General features: G+C 50.2%; 13 protein-coding genes. 7 read left to right on the plus strand and 6 right to left on the minus strand.

Translation table 11 applies throughout. The features are described 5' to 3' along the window. Position 1 precedes the first annotated feature (1 nt). The 5 genes from QZ303_RS05305 to QZ303_RS05325 all read left to right on the plus strand — a co-directional run bounded on the left by QZ303_RS05305 (position 2) and on the right by QZ303_RS05325 (position 6,767). Complete coding sequence (locus QZ303_RS05305; RefSeq protein WP_295730146.1) at positions 2–1,450, plus strand: flippase; 1,449 nt, start codon at positions 2–4, stop codon at positions 1,448–1,450. An 88-nt stretch (positions 1,451–1,538) separates the two neighbouring features. Further along, positions 1,539–2,381, plus strand: a complete 843-nt coding sequence (locus tag QZ303_RS05310) for a polysaccharide biosynthesis/export family protein (protein ID WP_295730149.1) — start codon at positions 1,539–1,541, stop codon at positions 2,379–2,381. A gap of 20 nt (positions 2,382–2,401) precedes the next feature. Continuing rightward, positions 2,402–3,454, plus strand: coding sequence for an acyltransferase family protein (locus QZ303_RS05315; RefSeq protein ID WP_295730151.1), 1,053 nt, complete (start codon positions 2,402–2,404; stop codon positions 3,452–3,454). Next, positions 3,451–4,728 carry a hypothetical protein gene (locus QZ303_RS05320; protein ID WP_295730153.1) on the plus strand — a complete coding sequence of 426 codons (1,278 nt, stop codon included), beginning with the start codon at positions 3,451–3,453 and terminating at the stop codon, positions 4,726–4,728. Before QZ303_RS05315 ends, QZ303_RS05320 begins: the two co-directional genes overlap by 4 nt. Then, positions 4,725–6,767, plus strand: a complete 2,043-nt coding sequence (locus QZ303_RS05325; RefSeq protein WP_295730156.1) for a GNVR domain-containing protein — start codon at positions 4,725–4,727, stop codon at positions 6,765–6,767. Before QZ303_RS05320 ends, QZ303_RS05325 begins: the two co-directional genes overlap by 4 nt. 166 nt (positions 6,768–6,933) lie before the next feature. Here QZ303_RS05325 and uvrC read toward each other — a convergent pair whose 3' ends face one another. From uvrC to QZ303_RS05350, 5 genes are all read right to left on the minus strand, one after another. Then, positions 6,934–8,754, minus strand: coding sequence for an excinuclease ABC subunit UvrC (uvrC, locus tag QZ303_RS05330; RefSeq protein WP_295730159.1), 1,821 nt, complete (start codon positions 8,752–8,754; stop codon positions 6,934–6,936). A 76-nt stretch (positions 8,755–8,830) separates the two neighbouring features. Next, positions 8,831–9,349 (minus strand): adenine phosphoribosyltransferase, encoded by a 519-nt coding sequence (locus tag QZ303_RS05335; RefSeq protein ID WP_295730161.1) that lies wholly within the window; start codon positions 9,347–9,349, stop codon positions 8,831–8,833. A gap of 59 nt (positions 9,350–9,408) precedes the next feature. Beyond that, a complete protein-coding gene (gene mnmG, locus QZ303_RS05340) occupies positions 9,409–11,286 on the minus strand; it encodes a tRNA uridine-5-carboxymethylaminomethyl(34) synthesis enzyme MnmG (protein ID WP_295730164.1) in 1,878 nt (625 codons plus the stop codon). Positions 11,287–11,304: 18 nt separating this feature from the next. Continuing rightward, on the minus strand, positions 11,305–11,736 hold the full coding sequence (gene ybeY / locus QZ303_RS05345; RefSeq protein WP_295730166.1) for an rRNA maturation RNase YbeY: 432 nt from the start codon (positions 11,734–11,736) through the stop codon (positions 11,305–11,307). Between the two features lie 135 nt (positions 11,737–11,871). Next, positions 11,872–13,104 carry a nucleoside recognition domain-containing protein gene (locus QZ303_RS05350; protein ID WP_295730168.1) on the minus strand — a complete coding sequence of 411 codons (1,233 nt, stop codon included), beginning with the start codon at positions 13,102–13,104 and terminating at the stop codon, positions 11,872–11,874. A 531-nt stretch (positions 13,105–13,635) separates the two neighbouring features. Here QZ303_RS05350 and QZ303_RS05355 point away from each other — a divergent pair. Both QZ303_RS05355 and QZ303_RS05360 read left to right on the plus strand, forming a co-directional pair. After that, positions 13,636–14,715: a glycosyltransferase family 4 protein gene (locus tag QZ303_RS05355; RefSeq protein WP_295730171.1), complete on the plus strand. Its 1,080-nt coding sequence runs from the start codon at positions 13,636–13,638 to the stop codon at positions 14,713–14,715. A 26-nt stretch (positions 14,716–14,741) separates the two neighbouring features. Then, positions 14,742–15,494: a lipopolysaccharide kinase InaA family protein gene (locus tag QZ303_RS05360; RefSeq protein WP_295730172.1), complete on the plus strand. Its 753-nt coding sequence runs from the start codon at positions 14,742–14,744 to the stop codon at positions 15,492–15,494. 173 nt (positions 15,495–15,667) lie between these two features. Here the strand turns inward: QZ303_RS05360 and QZ303_RS05365 are convergent, their stop codons facing one another. Beyond that, positions 15,668–16,216, minus strand: coding sequence for a hypothetical protein (locus QZ303_RS05365; protein ID WP_295730174.1), 549 nt, complete (start codon positions 16,214–16,216; stop codon positions 15,668–15,670). Between the last annotated feature and the right edge of the window lie 533 nt (positions 16,217–16,749).

Raw genomic sequence — 16,749 nt, forward strand, 5'->3', positions numbered from 1 at the left:
CATGGCCACACTCAAAAGGAATTTTTTTTACAGTTTTTTTCTTACCACGTCCAACTATCTTATGTCGTTGGTCGTTTTTCCTTATGTGTCACGCGTACTTGGGCCTGAAAGTCTCGGATTAGTAAGTTTTGTCAACGGTACGGTCGGATGTTTCACCCTTCTTGCCACCATGGGGATAAATTCATTAGGAATCAGGGAAGTTGCCCGGTGGCGTCATAATCACACCAAACTATCAGAAATCTACAGCAGCCTGCTTGCCCTATCAATTATTTCTACAATCATAGGAGTAGCCGGATTTATTACGACATGCATACTTATACCAAATCTAAGGGAGCACCGAATGCTTGTCGCATTCGGAGTGCCATGCATAATATTCCAGGTACTTGTAATCGAATGGTTCTATAAAGGCATCGAGGATTTCCGTTATATAACCATAAGAGGAGTCATAGTCAAGACATGCTACATCGTGGCAGTATTCCTTTTCATAAAAAATCCAAATGACTATGTAATATATTTCATCCTGATAACGGCCACATTTGCCATCAATGCCATAATCAACCTGATTCATACCAGAAAATTCGCAAGATTCAGCTTCCATACAATATCCATAAGACAATGGATACGGCCGTTCCTCTATCTTGGAAGCTATACTATTCTTGGAGCTTTGTACACAACATTCAACCTATTATTTCTCGGAATTGTAACAAATGATACCCAAGTAGGATATTATGCGGTATCAGTAAAGGTCTTTACCATTATACTTGGCACATTTACGGCCCTCACATCCGTCCTGATGCCGCGGATGAGTGCTATGCTTGCAAACAAGCAGGAACAGGAATTCATACATCATGTAAAACGCACTATAAGCACATTCACAGTATTGGCAATACCTCTGACCATTCTGGGTATCACATACTCGCCGATAATAGTGACCTTGATCGCCGGGGACGCCTATGCTCCGGCAATATTACCGATGCAAATACTCATGCCGTTGATATTCCTTATCGGATATGAGCAGATTCTTGTAGTACAGATCCTTACCCCTCTCAACCGCGACCGACTAATTTTACGCAACAGCCTCCTTACAGCCGTGCTGGCTATCGTGCTAAATTTCTGTATCGTAAAGGTCCTTGGCGCAACCGGATCCGCAATAATATGGACATCATGCGAATTATTCCTTGTAATATTGTCACAGATATATACATCTCGACTTACCGGAATATCCTTCCCCTGGAAAGAGGCACTCTCCATCCTAACCGTGTGCCTGCCAGGCATTACAGCCATCATCATAATCAATCAGATTACGGAAAACATATGGCTACAAGCCATCCTCGGCACAATATTCTTTTTGAGCATATATTTGTCCATACAGCTTTTCATAACCAAGAATGAGGCCTGCAAGCAACTTGTCGCTGCATTATCAAAAAAACAATCAGGGAAAAACCAATAATCAGCCAATTCAAGCTCCAACTCCACGATTCCAACAATAAATCGTATATCGCCTCGTTTGTATAGTATTAGTACAACATAATTTATATATGGTCAGAAAACTGTTTCCTCTAATCCTCATCGGTCTGCTCACCACGGCATGCCACACGCAAAAAGACTTAGGATACTTTGACAATATCCAGGACTCATCAGCAGGCACGATTGCTGTGGCCGACTATGGAATAAAAATTGTTCCGGAAGATGAACTGCTCATAACGGTAACATCTGAAATACAAGAGGCTACTAAACAGTTTAACCAGAACATGTTCAATCCCATTTCCAGAAACGACCTACAGGAAATGGCTGGAACCACTCAATCCATCGCTTCCAAAGCTAACACATCGGGGTCGAGCCGCCTGCCGACCTATATGGTAAATCGTGAAGGGAACATAGATTTTCCGATATTGGGAACTATACATGTGGAAGGAATGACCACCGCTGAACTAGCTGCCTTTATACGGGAACGTGTGAGTCGCACGGTAAAAGATCCGCAAGTAAAGGTAACTCTCCTCAACTTCAAAGTCAATGTGCTTGGAGAAGTGCAATCCCCCCATACAATAAACGTCACCACGGAAAAATTCTCCATAATAGATGCGCTTGCAGCGTGTGGAGATTTGACCGAATATGGAAAACGCGACAACATAATCATCATACGCGAGCAAAATGACGGTACACGCTCCTACCAGCGTGTCAACCTACATGACACAAATCTGTTTTCATCTCCATATTTCTATCTGAAGCAGAATGATATAGTTTACGTTGAGCCCAACAATATTAAACAAGACAACTCAAAGTACAACCAGAATAACGGGTATAAGCTATCGGTAACATCAACGATTGTAAGCATGGCATCCGTTATCGCCTCTCTCATAATAGCCCTGACCATAAAATAAACACCTCGGTTACTCTCGGGATGAAGGCAAATAAAACGCGGATACTTTACCTTGATATCGCCAAGATTATCGGTATTTTGCTGGTGATTTTCGGACATACTAATTTTATAAATCCTGTTCCGGAAATCCAATCGGTAAAATACATCATATACACTTTCCACATGCCGCTATTTTTGTTTATAAGCGGACTGGTGTATGCGACCTATGTGAAGGATACCCCCTATCTAAGTTTTGTAAAGCATAAGACTTTGCGTCTGATGGTGCCGTATCTTGTCGTCTCGATAATACTAATAACGGTAAAACTTCTGACCCCGGCCAACACTATGACAGTGAATCCCGTGACAACCTATTCATATCTCCACATATTTTATAAGGCCGAGGCCGGATATTTCTTATGGTTCTTATGGGTGCTTTGGATCATGTTCCTCATAATACCGTTTTTCCGGACAAAGCGCGCAAGAATATATCTTTTATTGTTCTTTGCAGGTCTGGCAATACTTCCGGTAGACTTTCCGACTATAATATGTCTTGATTCCCTGAAGAGGTACGGGCTATATTTTGTATTAGGATGTATTGCAATCGACCAAACTAAAGTATTTGAATACTTGATGTCAAAAAGGTTATTGACCTCAGCAATATTTTTAATAAGCATCTCCGCATACATTATGTTTCCGGATACTATCATGAATGGAATAGCACAATGTGTGCTGCCATTTGCCGGAACACTGCTCATATTGCAAGTGTCGCGAGCCGTATCTGCACCAATTCAATCCTCGGTGCCGACATTCGTGGTTCTTGCCTCATCATCCATGTTTTTCATATATCTTTTCCACACCATATTCATGGGAGTCGCATACTATCTGCTTTATAAAAGCGGGATAGCAACGACAGAAAGCACCTTACTAAGCATCTTCTGCAATGTCGCCATAATATGCACGGGATTCCTGTGCCCATTGGCCTTGTATCATATCCTTGAAAAACATCCTACACCGATAAACCGATTGCTCGCCGTCCCATACCGCAAAGAACCCTTGACCAGAACAATAGATTCTTCCACGACAAGATTTCAATGATTAGACTATCCGACATATACAACTTTCTCATTACTGTACTCCTTCTATTGCTCCCAATAGGTGCGATGCCGGGGACAGGGTACATTGACGAAGTTATGTTCGTGTCGTTTTTGGCCATCACATTTGGAGATTGCCTCATAAATAATGCATGGAAACGGTACAAACTTCTGTGGTGCATCATGGGAATCATGGGGTTCTATCTGGCCTATACGCTATTATTTCGTAATTTCAATATAACCAAAGTTGTTCTGCTGGATGCGTTCATAGAGGCAAAACCATTTGTCGCATTTGCGGTAATACTTAATTGCGGTTTATCGTTGGACAATCTCAATCGCAATCTGCTTAAACATTTGTCCGCATTAATCGCTACCATATCAAGCATCGAAATGCTCGCAGGTTATCGCGTCCAGACTACGATTTCCGGACATCCTGCATTTGCAGGTATGTCTCTATTCTTAGCTGTGATACTGTATCTCGCATTAGCGATAGATGCTCAAGGCAAAATTTCAAGAAAGGATCTCGCATTTTCCGTCATATGGTTATGCTGCGGGCTGGCATGCGGCCGGTCTAAATATTACGGAGAATTCATTCTGACAATATTCTTTATCTTTCTATATAGGCCGGGTATGCTGAAGATGGTAAAGCCCGGATATGTAGCTACATTAATCTTGCTGTCAGTAATACTTATCGCGGCCATATGGCATAAATTCTCATACTACTTCATCCTGGGAAATTCCGACACGTTTGATCCCAATATGGCCGCATCATTTGCACGACCCGCATTATATTTTACCGGATTTTTAATACTCTTAGATTATTTCCCATTCGGGAGCGGACTGGCATCCTTTGCCACCTACGCCTCTGATGTGCACTATTCCACACTTTATTACGAGTACAATCTGGACAAGGTATGGGGCCTTTCCCCGACATATTCAGAATTCATCTGTGATGCATATTATCCATCGCTTGCCCAATTCGGAGTAGTGGGTCTCATACTGTTCATCTGTTTCTGGAGGTACATCTACAATATCACACTTAGATTTATCCATATTAATGCTGCACTCTACCGCAATTATTTCGTAATCGGCACGTTGTTGATATGTTTCGTTCTTATAGAGTGCACGACAGGCACCGGATTTTCTACGGCGCCAGGATTCATGGCCATGATAATTCTCGGACTTATTTGCCGCAAAGCAATAGATGTGTCCACTCAGGCGACGGACAATACTATACCTCTTGAGAAAAATGAAAAAACAAAAAGAATCACTATATGATGGAAAAGAACAGTGACAATTCGCTTGATATAAGGCGGTATCTGCGCGAGATGCGGCGCCTGTGGTGGGTCTACGCCCTCGTTTTCGCAGGCATAATGGGACTGGCGGGATTTTATTTTGCAAGATCCCTGAAGCACTGCGAATCATCGGCCCTCGTGCTCATCGAAGAGAGCACGTCCGACACATCCTCCGGCGCAAGCAAGGGAGGAGGATTGTTGGGAATGATGAAGATGTTCTCGGTAGGAGGCTTCGGCTCATCGTCGGTAAACAATGAGATATACCTTATCGGCGCACACGACATGGCCGTACGCACGGTCAAGGCCCTCGGGCTGACATCGACCTACATCGAACGCGACGGACTGAAGAAGAATCTTCTGTTTCCAAAGACCCCGGTAAAGGCCATGATGCCGCAGAGCGTGCTCGACACGCTGTCGAAAGCAATCCTCGTGCGCGTTACAGTTAAACCCGACGGACGTATAGACGCAAAGGCCGTGAAAGGCCCGTTTTTCTGGCGTACCACACTCGACGAGGTTAAAGATGCCACACTGCCTGTGAATCTTGACACCCCCTACGGTCCGGTCACTCTCTCAACAGGCGACATGAAAATGCCAGCAGGGGAAGAGATGAAGCTTGATATAGCCGTCATGGGTGTGAACCTTGCCGCACAGAAACTTGAAAAGGAAATCAGCACCGACGTAGTCGACAAACTCGCCGACGTGATCGACGTCACTATCTCGGGAGCAAGCAACGCTTATTGCAACACCGTGCTCAGCGAATACATAACCCAGTACAACAACCGACGCATCGAGCGACGTGCAGAAAACGCCACGAGCGAGCTGGAATTCTACGACGCACGTATCGCCGACCTTTTCAGCGATCTTTCGGAATCGGAAGAGAAGCTCGAGAAATTCAAGTCGGAGAACAACCTCATGGGGATGGACTCGCAGGCCGGAATGCTTGTGGAGAGCACCGTCGGGAAAGCCGAGGACATAGCCCTTGAGCGCACCAAGCAGGAGTATTACCGTACGGTCAAATCAACGCTCGACAACCCTGCATCGGCCTATGAACTGATTCCCGTGGTCGAAAGCCTGGGCAACCCGATGATAGCAAAATACAACGAACTGCTGCTCGCACGCAAGAATCTCGTGCGCTCGGCCAAAGAGGGCAACCCGCAGCTCACCGCACTTAATGACCAAATCGCCGATCTGCGTGCGTCAATACTCAAGAACGTTGACGGAATGCTTGCCGAAAGTGCCATGCAGCTCGAAACCATGACCGGCCTGGTGGGCACCGCACAGTCGCGCCTAAACAAGATGCCGTCATATGAACGCGAGTATATCAACCTCATGCGCGACCGCACAATGAAGAACGAGCTTTACATGTTCCTTCTCCAGAAACGCGAGAACGCCGCCCTCCAGGTTGCGTCCACCTCGACCCTCGGATTCGTGATCGACCCGCCCCATTCCCCCGAAAAGGTGAGCAACATAAAGACTATCATCATCATCCTTGCCGCGCTGTTCATGAGTCTGCTGCTGCCGACTCTGCTGGCGATATTCCTCGTGCTGTGGCGCAACCGTATCGAGGACACATCCGACCTGGCATCGATGCACATAGAACCGCGCGCCTCAGTCGTAGGAACCGACGCCCCGTCGATAGCCGCGCTACGCACAAAACTACTTGCAACACCCGAGGATACCACAATCTATGTATGCAATCTCGCCGACGGCGAGGGCAATGACATCGTGGGCGAACTCTTAGAAAGTCTCGAAAATATCGGCCGCGCAACCAACCTCGTCAACCATCTGCCGGACAACGACGCAATGCTGACACAGCGTTTCCTCTCGCAACTCAAGCCCGGGGCATGCAACTTTGTCATGATTCCCGACTGCGAGCATCCGGGCGCATATGTCGATGCATTCAATGCCGACGGCGCGACATTCCTGCTGGTGGTAAAGAGCGGGACAATGCGCCGTAATGCCCTCAAAAAGCTCCTCCACGGCATCTACGCCGACAAGGTGGTCACCGCTATCATTAAGTGACACATCCTTGCACAAAGACGCGTCCTGACCAAAACGGCGGTGTGTCGAAAATCGACACACCGCCGTTTTGGTCAGCATAAACCATTACTTCGATGAGTCCGACCGGTCTGACAGGTCGGACTTGTCAGACTTACCGGACTTGTACGGCTCGGTTCAGACAGCCGCATCAGTCGGACACACTTTCGGCATGCAGCGCCTGAAAGACTATCGAGGCTCTCGAAGGGCCGACTATGTCGGCAATCGAATCAATCGATGCCTCTTTGAGGCGCTTTACACTCTTAAAATGCTGTAACAGAGCCTCTTTGCTCTTTTCACCAACACCCTTTATGCCATCTAATTCACTGACTGTCTGCCCCTTGCTTCGACGGTTGCGATGATGCGTGATGCCAAACCGATGAGCCTCGTCGCGAAGTTGCTGCACGATGCGAAGCGATTCGCTATTCTTGTCGATATATAGCGGTACGCTGTCGCCCGGGAAATATATCTCCTCAAGACGCTTCGCGATGCCTACTACCGCGATCGTGCCGCGCAGCCCCATGTCGTCAAGGGCCTCCACGGCGGCACTCAGCTGCCCCTTTCCTCCATCCACCACTATCAGCTGCGGCAACTCCTCGCCCTCTTCCATAAGGCGTGTGTAGCGACGCGTAAGCACCTCCTTCATCGATGCGAAATCGTCCGGTCCGACAACAGTCTTTATGTTGAAATGACGGTAGTCGCGCTTGGCAGGCTTGGCATTGCGGAACACCACGCACGACGCCACGGGATTCGTGCCCTGGATATTGGAATTGTCGAAACACTCTATGTGGCGCGGCAGTTCCGAAAGCCGGAAATCCTGCTTCATACGCTCCAACGTGCGCTCCACGCGCTTCTCCGGAGCATGCTTCTCCATCATCTTGAGCGCATCCACCTTGTTCTGCCGTGCATTGCGGACCGACACATCGAGAAGTTTCATCTTGTCACCACGCTTAGGCACGGTAAACACTGCTCCGGCCACGGGCGTCTCCGGCATTTCCGGCACAATTATCTCATCATACTTTATCTCGAACCTTTCGGCCACCTCGGCTATGGCATAGTCGAGCAGCTGCGCCACGGTCTCGTCGAGACGGCGCTTGTATTCGAGAGTGACACTGCGCACTATGGCGCCGCGCCGCACATGCATGTAATTTATATATACCTGGTCCGTATCGTCGTCAACACCGAACACATCCACATCGTCGAGGGTCTGGCTCACTATCACGCTACGCGAACGATATCGGTCTATAAGCAGGTATTTCTCCTTCACCGCCTGCGCCTCCTCGAAGCGCAATTCCTCGCTCAAGCGCTCCATCTCACCGCGCAGATAGTCGAGAAGTTCCTGGGTGTCGCCGCGCAATATCTGCTTCACATGGTCAATCATCTCCCCGTATTCAGCCTCACCGATCCGCCCCGTGCAGCATCCCATACAATTCTTGAGATGGTACTCCAGGCAGAGCCGCCCTTTCCCTTTTGCTATATAGGCAGGGGTGATGGCATGACGACACGTGCGCACCGGATAAAGCTCGCGGATAAGGTTGAGCACAGCCTTCGCCACACCGGTATTAGCGTACGGTCCGAAATATTTCGAGCCGTCCTTGAGCCGGGTGCGCGTGAGAAACACCCGAGGGTAATGTTCCTTCGTGACCACAATCCATGGATAGGACTTATCATCCTTAAGCAGCACATTGTAGTGGGGCTTGTACTCCTTGATCAGCGAGTTCTCCAGATTCAAGGCGTCCTCCTCTGTAGGCACGACGATATACTTCATGTCTGCGATATTGCGCACGAGCATGTTGGTACGAATACTGTCGTGAGTACGGTTAAAGTATGACGACACACGCCGTTTCAGATTCTTCGCCTTACCTACATAAATCACCGTCCCGGCTGCATCATAGTAAAGATAGCAGCCGGGAGTATCGGGCAGAATGGAGATCTTCTCCTTCAGTTCTTCTGATTTGTCGTGTTTTGCCAAATCTTATACGGATTATTCGGCGACATGGCAAATCATGTCACGTCGCTGTTTATTTTGTCCAGACGGACCGACGATGTCAATATACGATGAGCGAAGTCACCTCGGCATCAGCCGGGAGATTGTCGCGTCCGTGAAGGTCGCTCAACTCAACGATAAAGTTGATATAGACCTTCTTAGGGTTCATCGACTTTACCAGTTCGTAGCATGCGGCCATCGTACCACCCGTGGCCAGCAGGTCATCGTGTATCACCACCACGTCGTCGGGAGTGATAGCGTCGCGGTGTATCTCGATTGTATCAGTGCCATATTCCTTTTCAAAGTCGGCACGCACAGTATCGGCAGGGAGCTTTCCGGGCTTGCGTGCAGGCACGAATCCAGCACCGATCTCGTAAGCCATGATCGCGCCGCCGATAAAGCCGCGCGACTCTATGCCCACTACCTTAGTAACACCCTTGTCGCGATAAAGTTGGGCGAGGTCCCAACCCACGATATGCATCGCGCGCGGATCTTTGAACATTGTTGTCAGGTCTCGGAAAATAATCCCGGGCTTCGGGAAATCGTACACATCGCGTATTTTCTGGCGAACGTATTCCATCGTCTGTAGTGTTTAAAATGGTGTATTATATTTACTTATATCTGTTCCACGTGAAACATTCATCTGCCGAGCATCAACAGCAGTATGCTTATGTCAGCCGGAGAGATGCCAGGTATGCGTGAGGCCTGGGCAACAGTCTCCGGACGTATTCGGGAGAGCTTCTGCCTGGCCTCGGTCGATATGGCCTTGATGGAGGAATAATCGAACCTATCGCCGAGCTTCAGGTCCTCAAGCCTACGGAGCTTGTCAGCGGTGAGACGCTCGCGGTCGATATAACCTTGGTATTTTATCAAGATCTCCGCAGCCTCAACAATCTCCTTGCGACGCCCTGCCTCGATCTCTTCGATTTTGAAACGGAGCGGTGGAAACACATCGGCGAGCATGGCGATGTCGAGGGCCGGACGTGTGATCAGATCACGCAGCTTCACACCTTGACGCAACGGCGATGCACCGATGCTCTCCAGGTATGCGTTTATATCAGCAGGACGCACAGTGCAAGTGGCGGCAAATTCGATGAGCATGTCGCGCTGTTCCCTTTTCGACAACATGAGGCGATAACGTTCCTCCGAAGCCAGTCCGACAGAGTAACCAAGTTGGGTCAAGCGCATGTCTGCATCGTCCTGTCGCAACAGTATGCGGTATTCGGCGCGCGATGTAAACATTCGGTAAGGCTCGTCGACACCTTTAGTCACAAGGTCGTCGATCAGCACACCGATATATGCTTCATCACGGGCAAGAGTGAAAGGCCCACGTCCGAGCACGCGGTTGGCGGCATTCACGCCGGCAACAAGACCTTGTCCTGCCGCCTCCTCGTAGCCTGTTGTACCATTGACCTGCCCGGCAAAGAATAGACCCTCCACGAGCTTCGTCTCCAACGTGTGGCGGAGTTGCGTCGGGTCGAAGAAATCATATTCTATGGCATAGCCCGGACGGTATATCTGAACGTCGGCAAGCGCCGGTATTGTGTGTAGGGCCTCCACCTGTATGTCGAGCGGAAGCGACGAACTGAAGCCGTTAAGGTAGAACTCCTGAGTATCCTCACCTTCCGGCTCAAGGAAAAGCTGGTGCTCGGTCTTGTCGGCAAAGGTCACAATCTTGGTCTCGATGCTCGGGCAGTAACGCGGGCCTATGCTTTTTATCTGGCCGTTGTAGAGCGGAGAATCGGGCAGTCCGCGACGCAGCACATCATGTGTGGCGGAATTGGTGTATGTGATATAGCAGTCGCGTTGACGCAACTCCCGTTTCACATCGGGAAGATAACTGAATTTATGGAAATCCCCGTCGCCACCCTGCGGCGTTGTCAGATCGAAGTGCACCGAACGTGCGTCAATCCGGACAGGAGTACCGGTTTTCATTCGGTCGGCACGGAATCCGAGCGCCACAAGCTGCTCGGTGATACCCTTGCTCAACGGCTCGCTCACGCGTCCGCCGGCAACCTGCGCCCGTCCCACGTGCATCAGGCCGTTCAAAAACGTACCGGCGGTAATCACCACGCTCTTTGCGCGGAATTCCACCCCGAGGGCGGTACGCACGCCAAATACCGTGCCTTCCTCAATCAGCAGGGATGTCACGTTGTCCTGCCACATATACAGATTTTCCGTGTTTTCAAGCACACGGCGCCACTCCATGGAGAAGCGCATTCGGTCGCTCTGTGCGCGCGGACTCCACATGGCCGGACCTTTGCTGCGGTTGAGCATACGGAACTGTATAGCCGTGCGGTCGGTGACGATACCTGTCATTCCGCCGAGTGCGTCGATTTCGCGCACGATCTGCCCCTTGGCAATACCGCCGATGGCGGGATTGCAGCTCATCTGGGCTATCTTGTTCATGTCCATAGTGACCAGAAGCGTGCGCACGCCGATGGTCGCAGCCGCATGTGCAGCCTCGCAACCGGCATGTCCCGCCCCCACCACTATCACATCATAGTCAAATCTCATATGTGAATCTTAGATTATTTACTCATCCATCGCACTCCACATGTCAAGGGCTGCATTCTCATGCGCCTCCATCACCTCGCGTTCGCCGGGTCCCTTGTCGTTTATGCCGCACAGATGCAGCACGCCGTGTATTATGACGCGCATAAGTTCCTGCTCATACTCCGCGCCGATCCCCTCGGCATTGCTTTTCACGGTGTCAAGCGATATGAACATGTCGCCGCTTACCATACGTCCACGCGAGTTGTCAAACGTGATTATATCTGTGTAGTAGTCATGCGACAGAAACTGACGGTTTACCGACAGTATGCACTCGTCGTCGCAGAATATGTAGGCAAGAGGACCTAAAACCTTGCCGTGCGCAGCCGCCACCGAGGCGATCCAACGCTCGACGCGGCCATAATCCAATGCAGGAAGCGCAGCCTGCTGTGAAGTCCATATGAATTTTTCCATTGCTTCAGAACCCGGAGAATGCTCCTCCTATTGATGTAAGCATGCAAAAATAGCAAAAATCCACAAAAACGGCAACGGCAAATTAAACCGTAGATACCTTTTCCAACGGCATTCCGGAGTCTGCCCAAAAGAACATTAATGAAAGAACACATATGCAGCCAGCACACCTGCGACAGACCCGGTAAAGTCGGCCAACAAAGCATATGGCACAGCGTAGCGGGTCTTGACCACACCGACGCTTCCGAAATAAACGGCAAGAATATAGAATGTGGTGTCGGTACTTCCCTGTATGGCTGCGGAGACACGTGCTACGAACGAATCCGCACCATAGGTGCTCATTAGGTCCACCATCATACCACGGCTTCCGCTGCCGCTCAGAGGCTTCATAAGCGCCGTGGGCAAAGCGCCTATCCAATCGGAATCCATACCTATGAAGTCGGCGCACGAGGTCATGGCACCGGTGATGACATCCATCGCGCCTGACGCACGGAACATCCCTATCGCCACAAGTATCGCCACAAGGTAAGGGATAATCATGACCGCAGTCCTGAACCCTTCTTTCGCTCCCTCGATAAACGCATCATACATATTCAGTCTCCTGCGCATACCGCACACAAGAAACAGCACAATCACACCGAACAGCAGCACGTTGGCCACAAATCCGGAATACAGCTCCACTTCCTCGCGAGGAAGCGTCGAGAAGAACCACACTATTCCGCCGACGAGCAATGCCAGTCCGCCAAGCCACGACAACAGCACACGATCCCACAGCCGTATTCCCTGCTTGAGGCACATCGCGATTATGCCGACCATAGTGGCTATAAACGTGGCCAGAAGTATCGGCAGGAACACATCGGTCGGATTGGCGGCTCCGGCCTGCGCCCTATACATCATTATGCCGATCGGTATGAAGCACAAGCCCGAGGCATTAAGAACAAGAAACATGAGCATCGCATCGGTGGCGCGCTTCTTCTCCGGATTAAGTTCCTGCAACTCCTGCATCGCTTTAAGCCCAAGGGGGGTTGCAGCATTGTCAAGCCCGAGCATGTTGGCCGACACGTTCATGAATATCGATCCCATAGCAGGATGATCCTTAGGTACGCCCGGAAAGAGCCGAGTGAAGAGCGGACTTATCACGCGGCCGAACATCTGTATCACACCTGCCTTCTCCCCTATCTTCATCAATCCCATCCAGAGAGATAGCACACCGGTCAGGCCGAGCGCGATTTCAAAAGCCGTAGCGGCCGACGAGAACGAGGCACTCATGATCTCACTCCATATGCCAAAATCTCCACAAAAGAGAGTCCTGCCCAGTGCCACGATGAATGCGACGAAGAAAAAAGCGATCCAGATATAGTTGAGTACCATGCCGGGGATATTATTACAAGAATTGACTATTCGGATATCATATACGTACAAATTTACGAGCATTTTCAGACATTATTCCAAACAATATGCCGAATTTGTCAGAGCAATCCTATTTCGACAAAAATACCGAGACAAAAATCAAGGCACAACATATTGATAATCACGAATTTACACACCAATTATCTCGCTGAGATTTCACTATTTCAACTTTGTCCGTATACTTTCCCGAGATTTTTAGTTCTCGACGCGAAATAATTCGTATCTTTGACTACCATCTTAGATACTACCGCTCGGCATACCTCAAATAAATTTGGCTCTGCCCTCGCTTATCCGTATCTTTGACTACCATCTTAGATACTACCGCTCGGCATACCTCAAATAAATTTGGCTCTGCCCTCGCTTATCCGTATCTTTGACTACCGTCTTAGATACTCCCGCTCGGCACTCGCCATACGGTATCTCTCCCCTACCCTACCCCGCCGATACAGCAAAAGAAAAAATTAGATACCTCGAAATTTCCATCCACTACCCATGCATATAATCCACCTGGTAAGCAACGGCACCTGGGGCGGCGGCGAGCAATACGTGCTCGACCTTTCTCGCGCCTTGGCTTCCGAAGGCCACCGCATAGAAATAATATCCCGACCGGTGAGCGAAGTCGTCGACAAGTTTACCGCCAACGGTCTCCCACCGGTGGCCCGCATGCCGTTGCGTGGAGCAATCGATTTTCTCTCGGCAGTCAGGATCGCCTCAAGGTTGCGACGCTGCGAGGAAGTCATCGTGCATGTACATAATTTCAAGGACGCGATCGTAGCCGCTCGCGCACGCGCGCTCTCGGGCAATGACAAGGTACGCGTGGTACTGACGCGCCACCTCGTGAAGGTGGGTCGTACGTCAGCCATCTACCGCGAACTCTACTCAAAGCTCGATGCAATAATCTTCGTGTCGGCGCTTGCGCGCGACGAATTTCTCAAAAGCGCACCACCTGTCGCTCCTGATAAGTTGCATGTGGTGCACAACAGCATAGTCGTACCTCCGTGCGCGCCCGTGCCATCCGATATTCCGCATATCGATGCCCCTGTAATCATGCACCACGGACGCATCTCGCCGGAGAAAGGCCTTGACGTGCTCCTCGACGCGCTCGCCTCGCTCACCGACCTGCCCTGGCATCTGCGCATAGCCGGCGAAGGAAAAGCGCAGCATGTAGGGCCGCTCAAGCAGCAGGCCGTGCGCCTCGGCATAGCCGACCGCGTGGAATGGCTCGGATTCCGCGATGACATACACGCCATCATACCTTCGGCCACGATAGGCGTGGTGCCATCTACATGGCGCGAGCCTTTCGGCCTTGCCGTGCTCGACTACATGGCCCACGGCGTACCGGTAGTCACCACCGACAACGGCGCGCAACCTGAATATCTCACATCGGGCACCGACTCGCTGCTCGTGCCCCCATCCGACCCCGAGTCCCTTGCATCAGCGCTGCGCACTCTCCTCACCGACGAGACCGCACGCAGAAGAATCGCTACCGCCGGAGCCACCACGTTCGACCGCACCCTCTCCTATCAGGCTTTCCTCGGCAGAATACTTTCCGTGTACCAATCAATCAGATAAATATCCATACCCTTAACTCTTCCGTCATGCCCACCTACAACATCCACGTAAGCGCCCGTTTCACCAAGATAAGACCGCAGATAGAAAAGATAATCCGCCATGGAGTGCCTTCCGAAGCCGAAGTAATCTACAAGGCCCGCAACATAGTGTACCGCCTCAACATAGAAGGCGTGGACCTGGTCATAAAATCGTTCAGGATTCCCAACACATTGAACTCGCTTGTGTACACCCACCTGCGCAAAGGCAAGGCCATGCGCTCCTACCAGAATGCAAAAAAGCTACAGGAACTCGGATTCCACACCCCCACCCCGATAGCCTACGGCGAAGTGCGCGTCGACGGACGCCTGCGCCAGAGCTACTACATCTCTGAGAACCTCCCCGGCGACAATATGCGCGACTGGGAGCAGAAGCCCGACAGCGACGCGTTGCTCAGGGCGTTCGCGGCCGACATCGTGCGGCTGCACCGCGCCGGAGTGCTCCACAAGGATTTTTCGCCCGGCAACGTGATATACACGCGCGACGAAAACGGCGCATACCGATTCCACTACATCGACCTCAACCGCATGGAATTCGGTGTCCGCTCGCGCAAGAAACTGATGTCGATGTTCCGCTCCATCAATCTCGACACGGCGCAGACATTGCGCCTTGCCGCCCTATACGCCATGTCGGCGAAAGAGGAGATGAAAACCGTATGCGACGAGGCAGCGGAGGCACAGGCTCAATATATAGCCCTGCAACGTCGCAAGCAGGCATTCAAGCACCTGCTCGGCCGCAAATAAGCATACGCCCCAAAAATCATCGCACAGAACACACTGAGAGCACGGAGACCGGGCGGATGGCGGGGGTTACGTCATCCGCCCGGCTTCCGTGCTCTCATCGCAATTCCAGAACCTTCAAGAGGGCGTTTAAAATTTATATCCTTGAAGGATGGTAAAGAATATATACATCATCCTTATTTCTTCAACTTGTCGGCTCCCGACTGAAGGGCCTCGGCAGCTTTTGCCTTGGCATCGTCGACAGCCTTGGCGGTGGCGTCCTTTGCCGAGTTATACTTGTCGACGGCTGCATCCTTTACCTCCGAAGCCTTGTCGGAGACAGCATCCTTTGCCGAATTATAGGCCGAGGTGGCGACCTTTTTAACCGAATCGGCGGCATTCTCCATGGTTGTCTTGGCCGAATCGGCTGCTATCACCGTGGTATAATCAGCCTGCTCGGCAAGCGCACGGATTTCGGCGGAGGCATCGCCGCCTTTCTCCTTGATCACAGGAGCCACCTCGTTGACAAAGGCGGCTGCAGCACTGCTGTCGCCCTTCTCCTTAAGCTTGCGCGCATAGTCCCGTGCCTGCTTTACGTAGACCTTGAGACTGTCAGGATTGGTACATTTCTCTATCTTAGCCTTGATGGCAGCGCCGTCAACTGTATCGTTCTTGGTCGACGAGCCACAAGCATACACACCTGATAACACCGCGGCTACAGCCGCTACTAAAATAAGTCGTTTCATAATATTTCATTGTTTATATCCTCCATAATAACAAATCCGGAGGCGAATGTTTCAGATATGTCGATTGCATGGGTATGCGACATATGATAACCCGTCAAAAAATCGCAGCATTTTATTTGATTTCATATACATAAAAATGAATATATTCTGTATTATTTTGGCAAATTACAGTTAATAAAATTTGAAATACAAGAAATATGTATTATCTTTGTTGACATAAAGTAAAATCTTTTGAAAATTTACGCATAATCACATCCCTGTATACACTTTACAACATGTAAAAAGGCGCCTTGTCGTGAGACAACGCGCCTTTATTTTTATACCAATGTATCCCCGCACGGGATGTCCTTACCCCCATGCATACACATCGGACGAAATGCATCTACCAGGTTTCTCTTGGCTGCATTTTCCCTCAGAGAGAGCCCGAGGCTCGGGGGCTGGTTAACTTGGTGTAGCGCAGCGGAACCTGGGGAGGACGATAAAAAATTATTACTGTCCGCTAAACTTTAGAGGGCGATTGAAAAATAGGACCG

Origin of the sequence: uncultured Muribaculum sp. (genome assembly GCF_910583865.1) — a bacterium.
Classification (GTDB): Bacteria; Bacteroidota; Bacteroidia; order Bacteroidales; family Muribaculaceae; genus Muribaculum.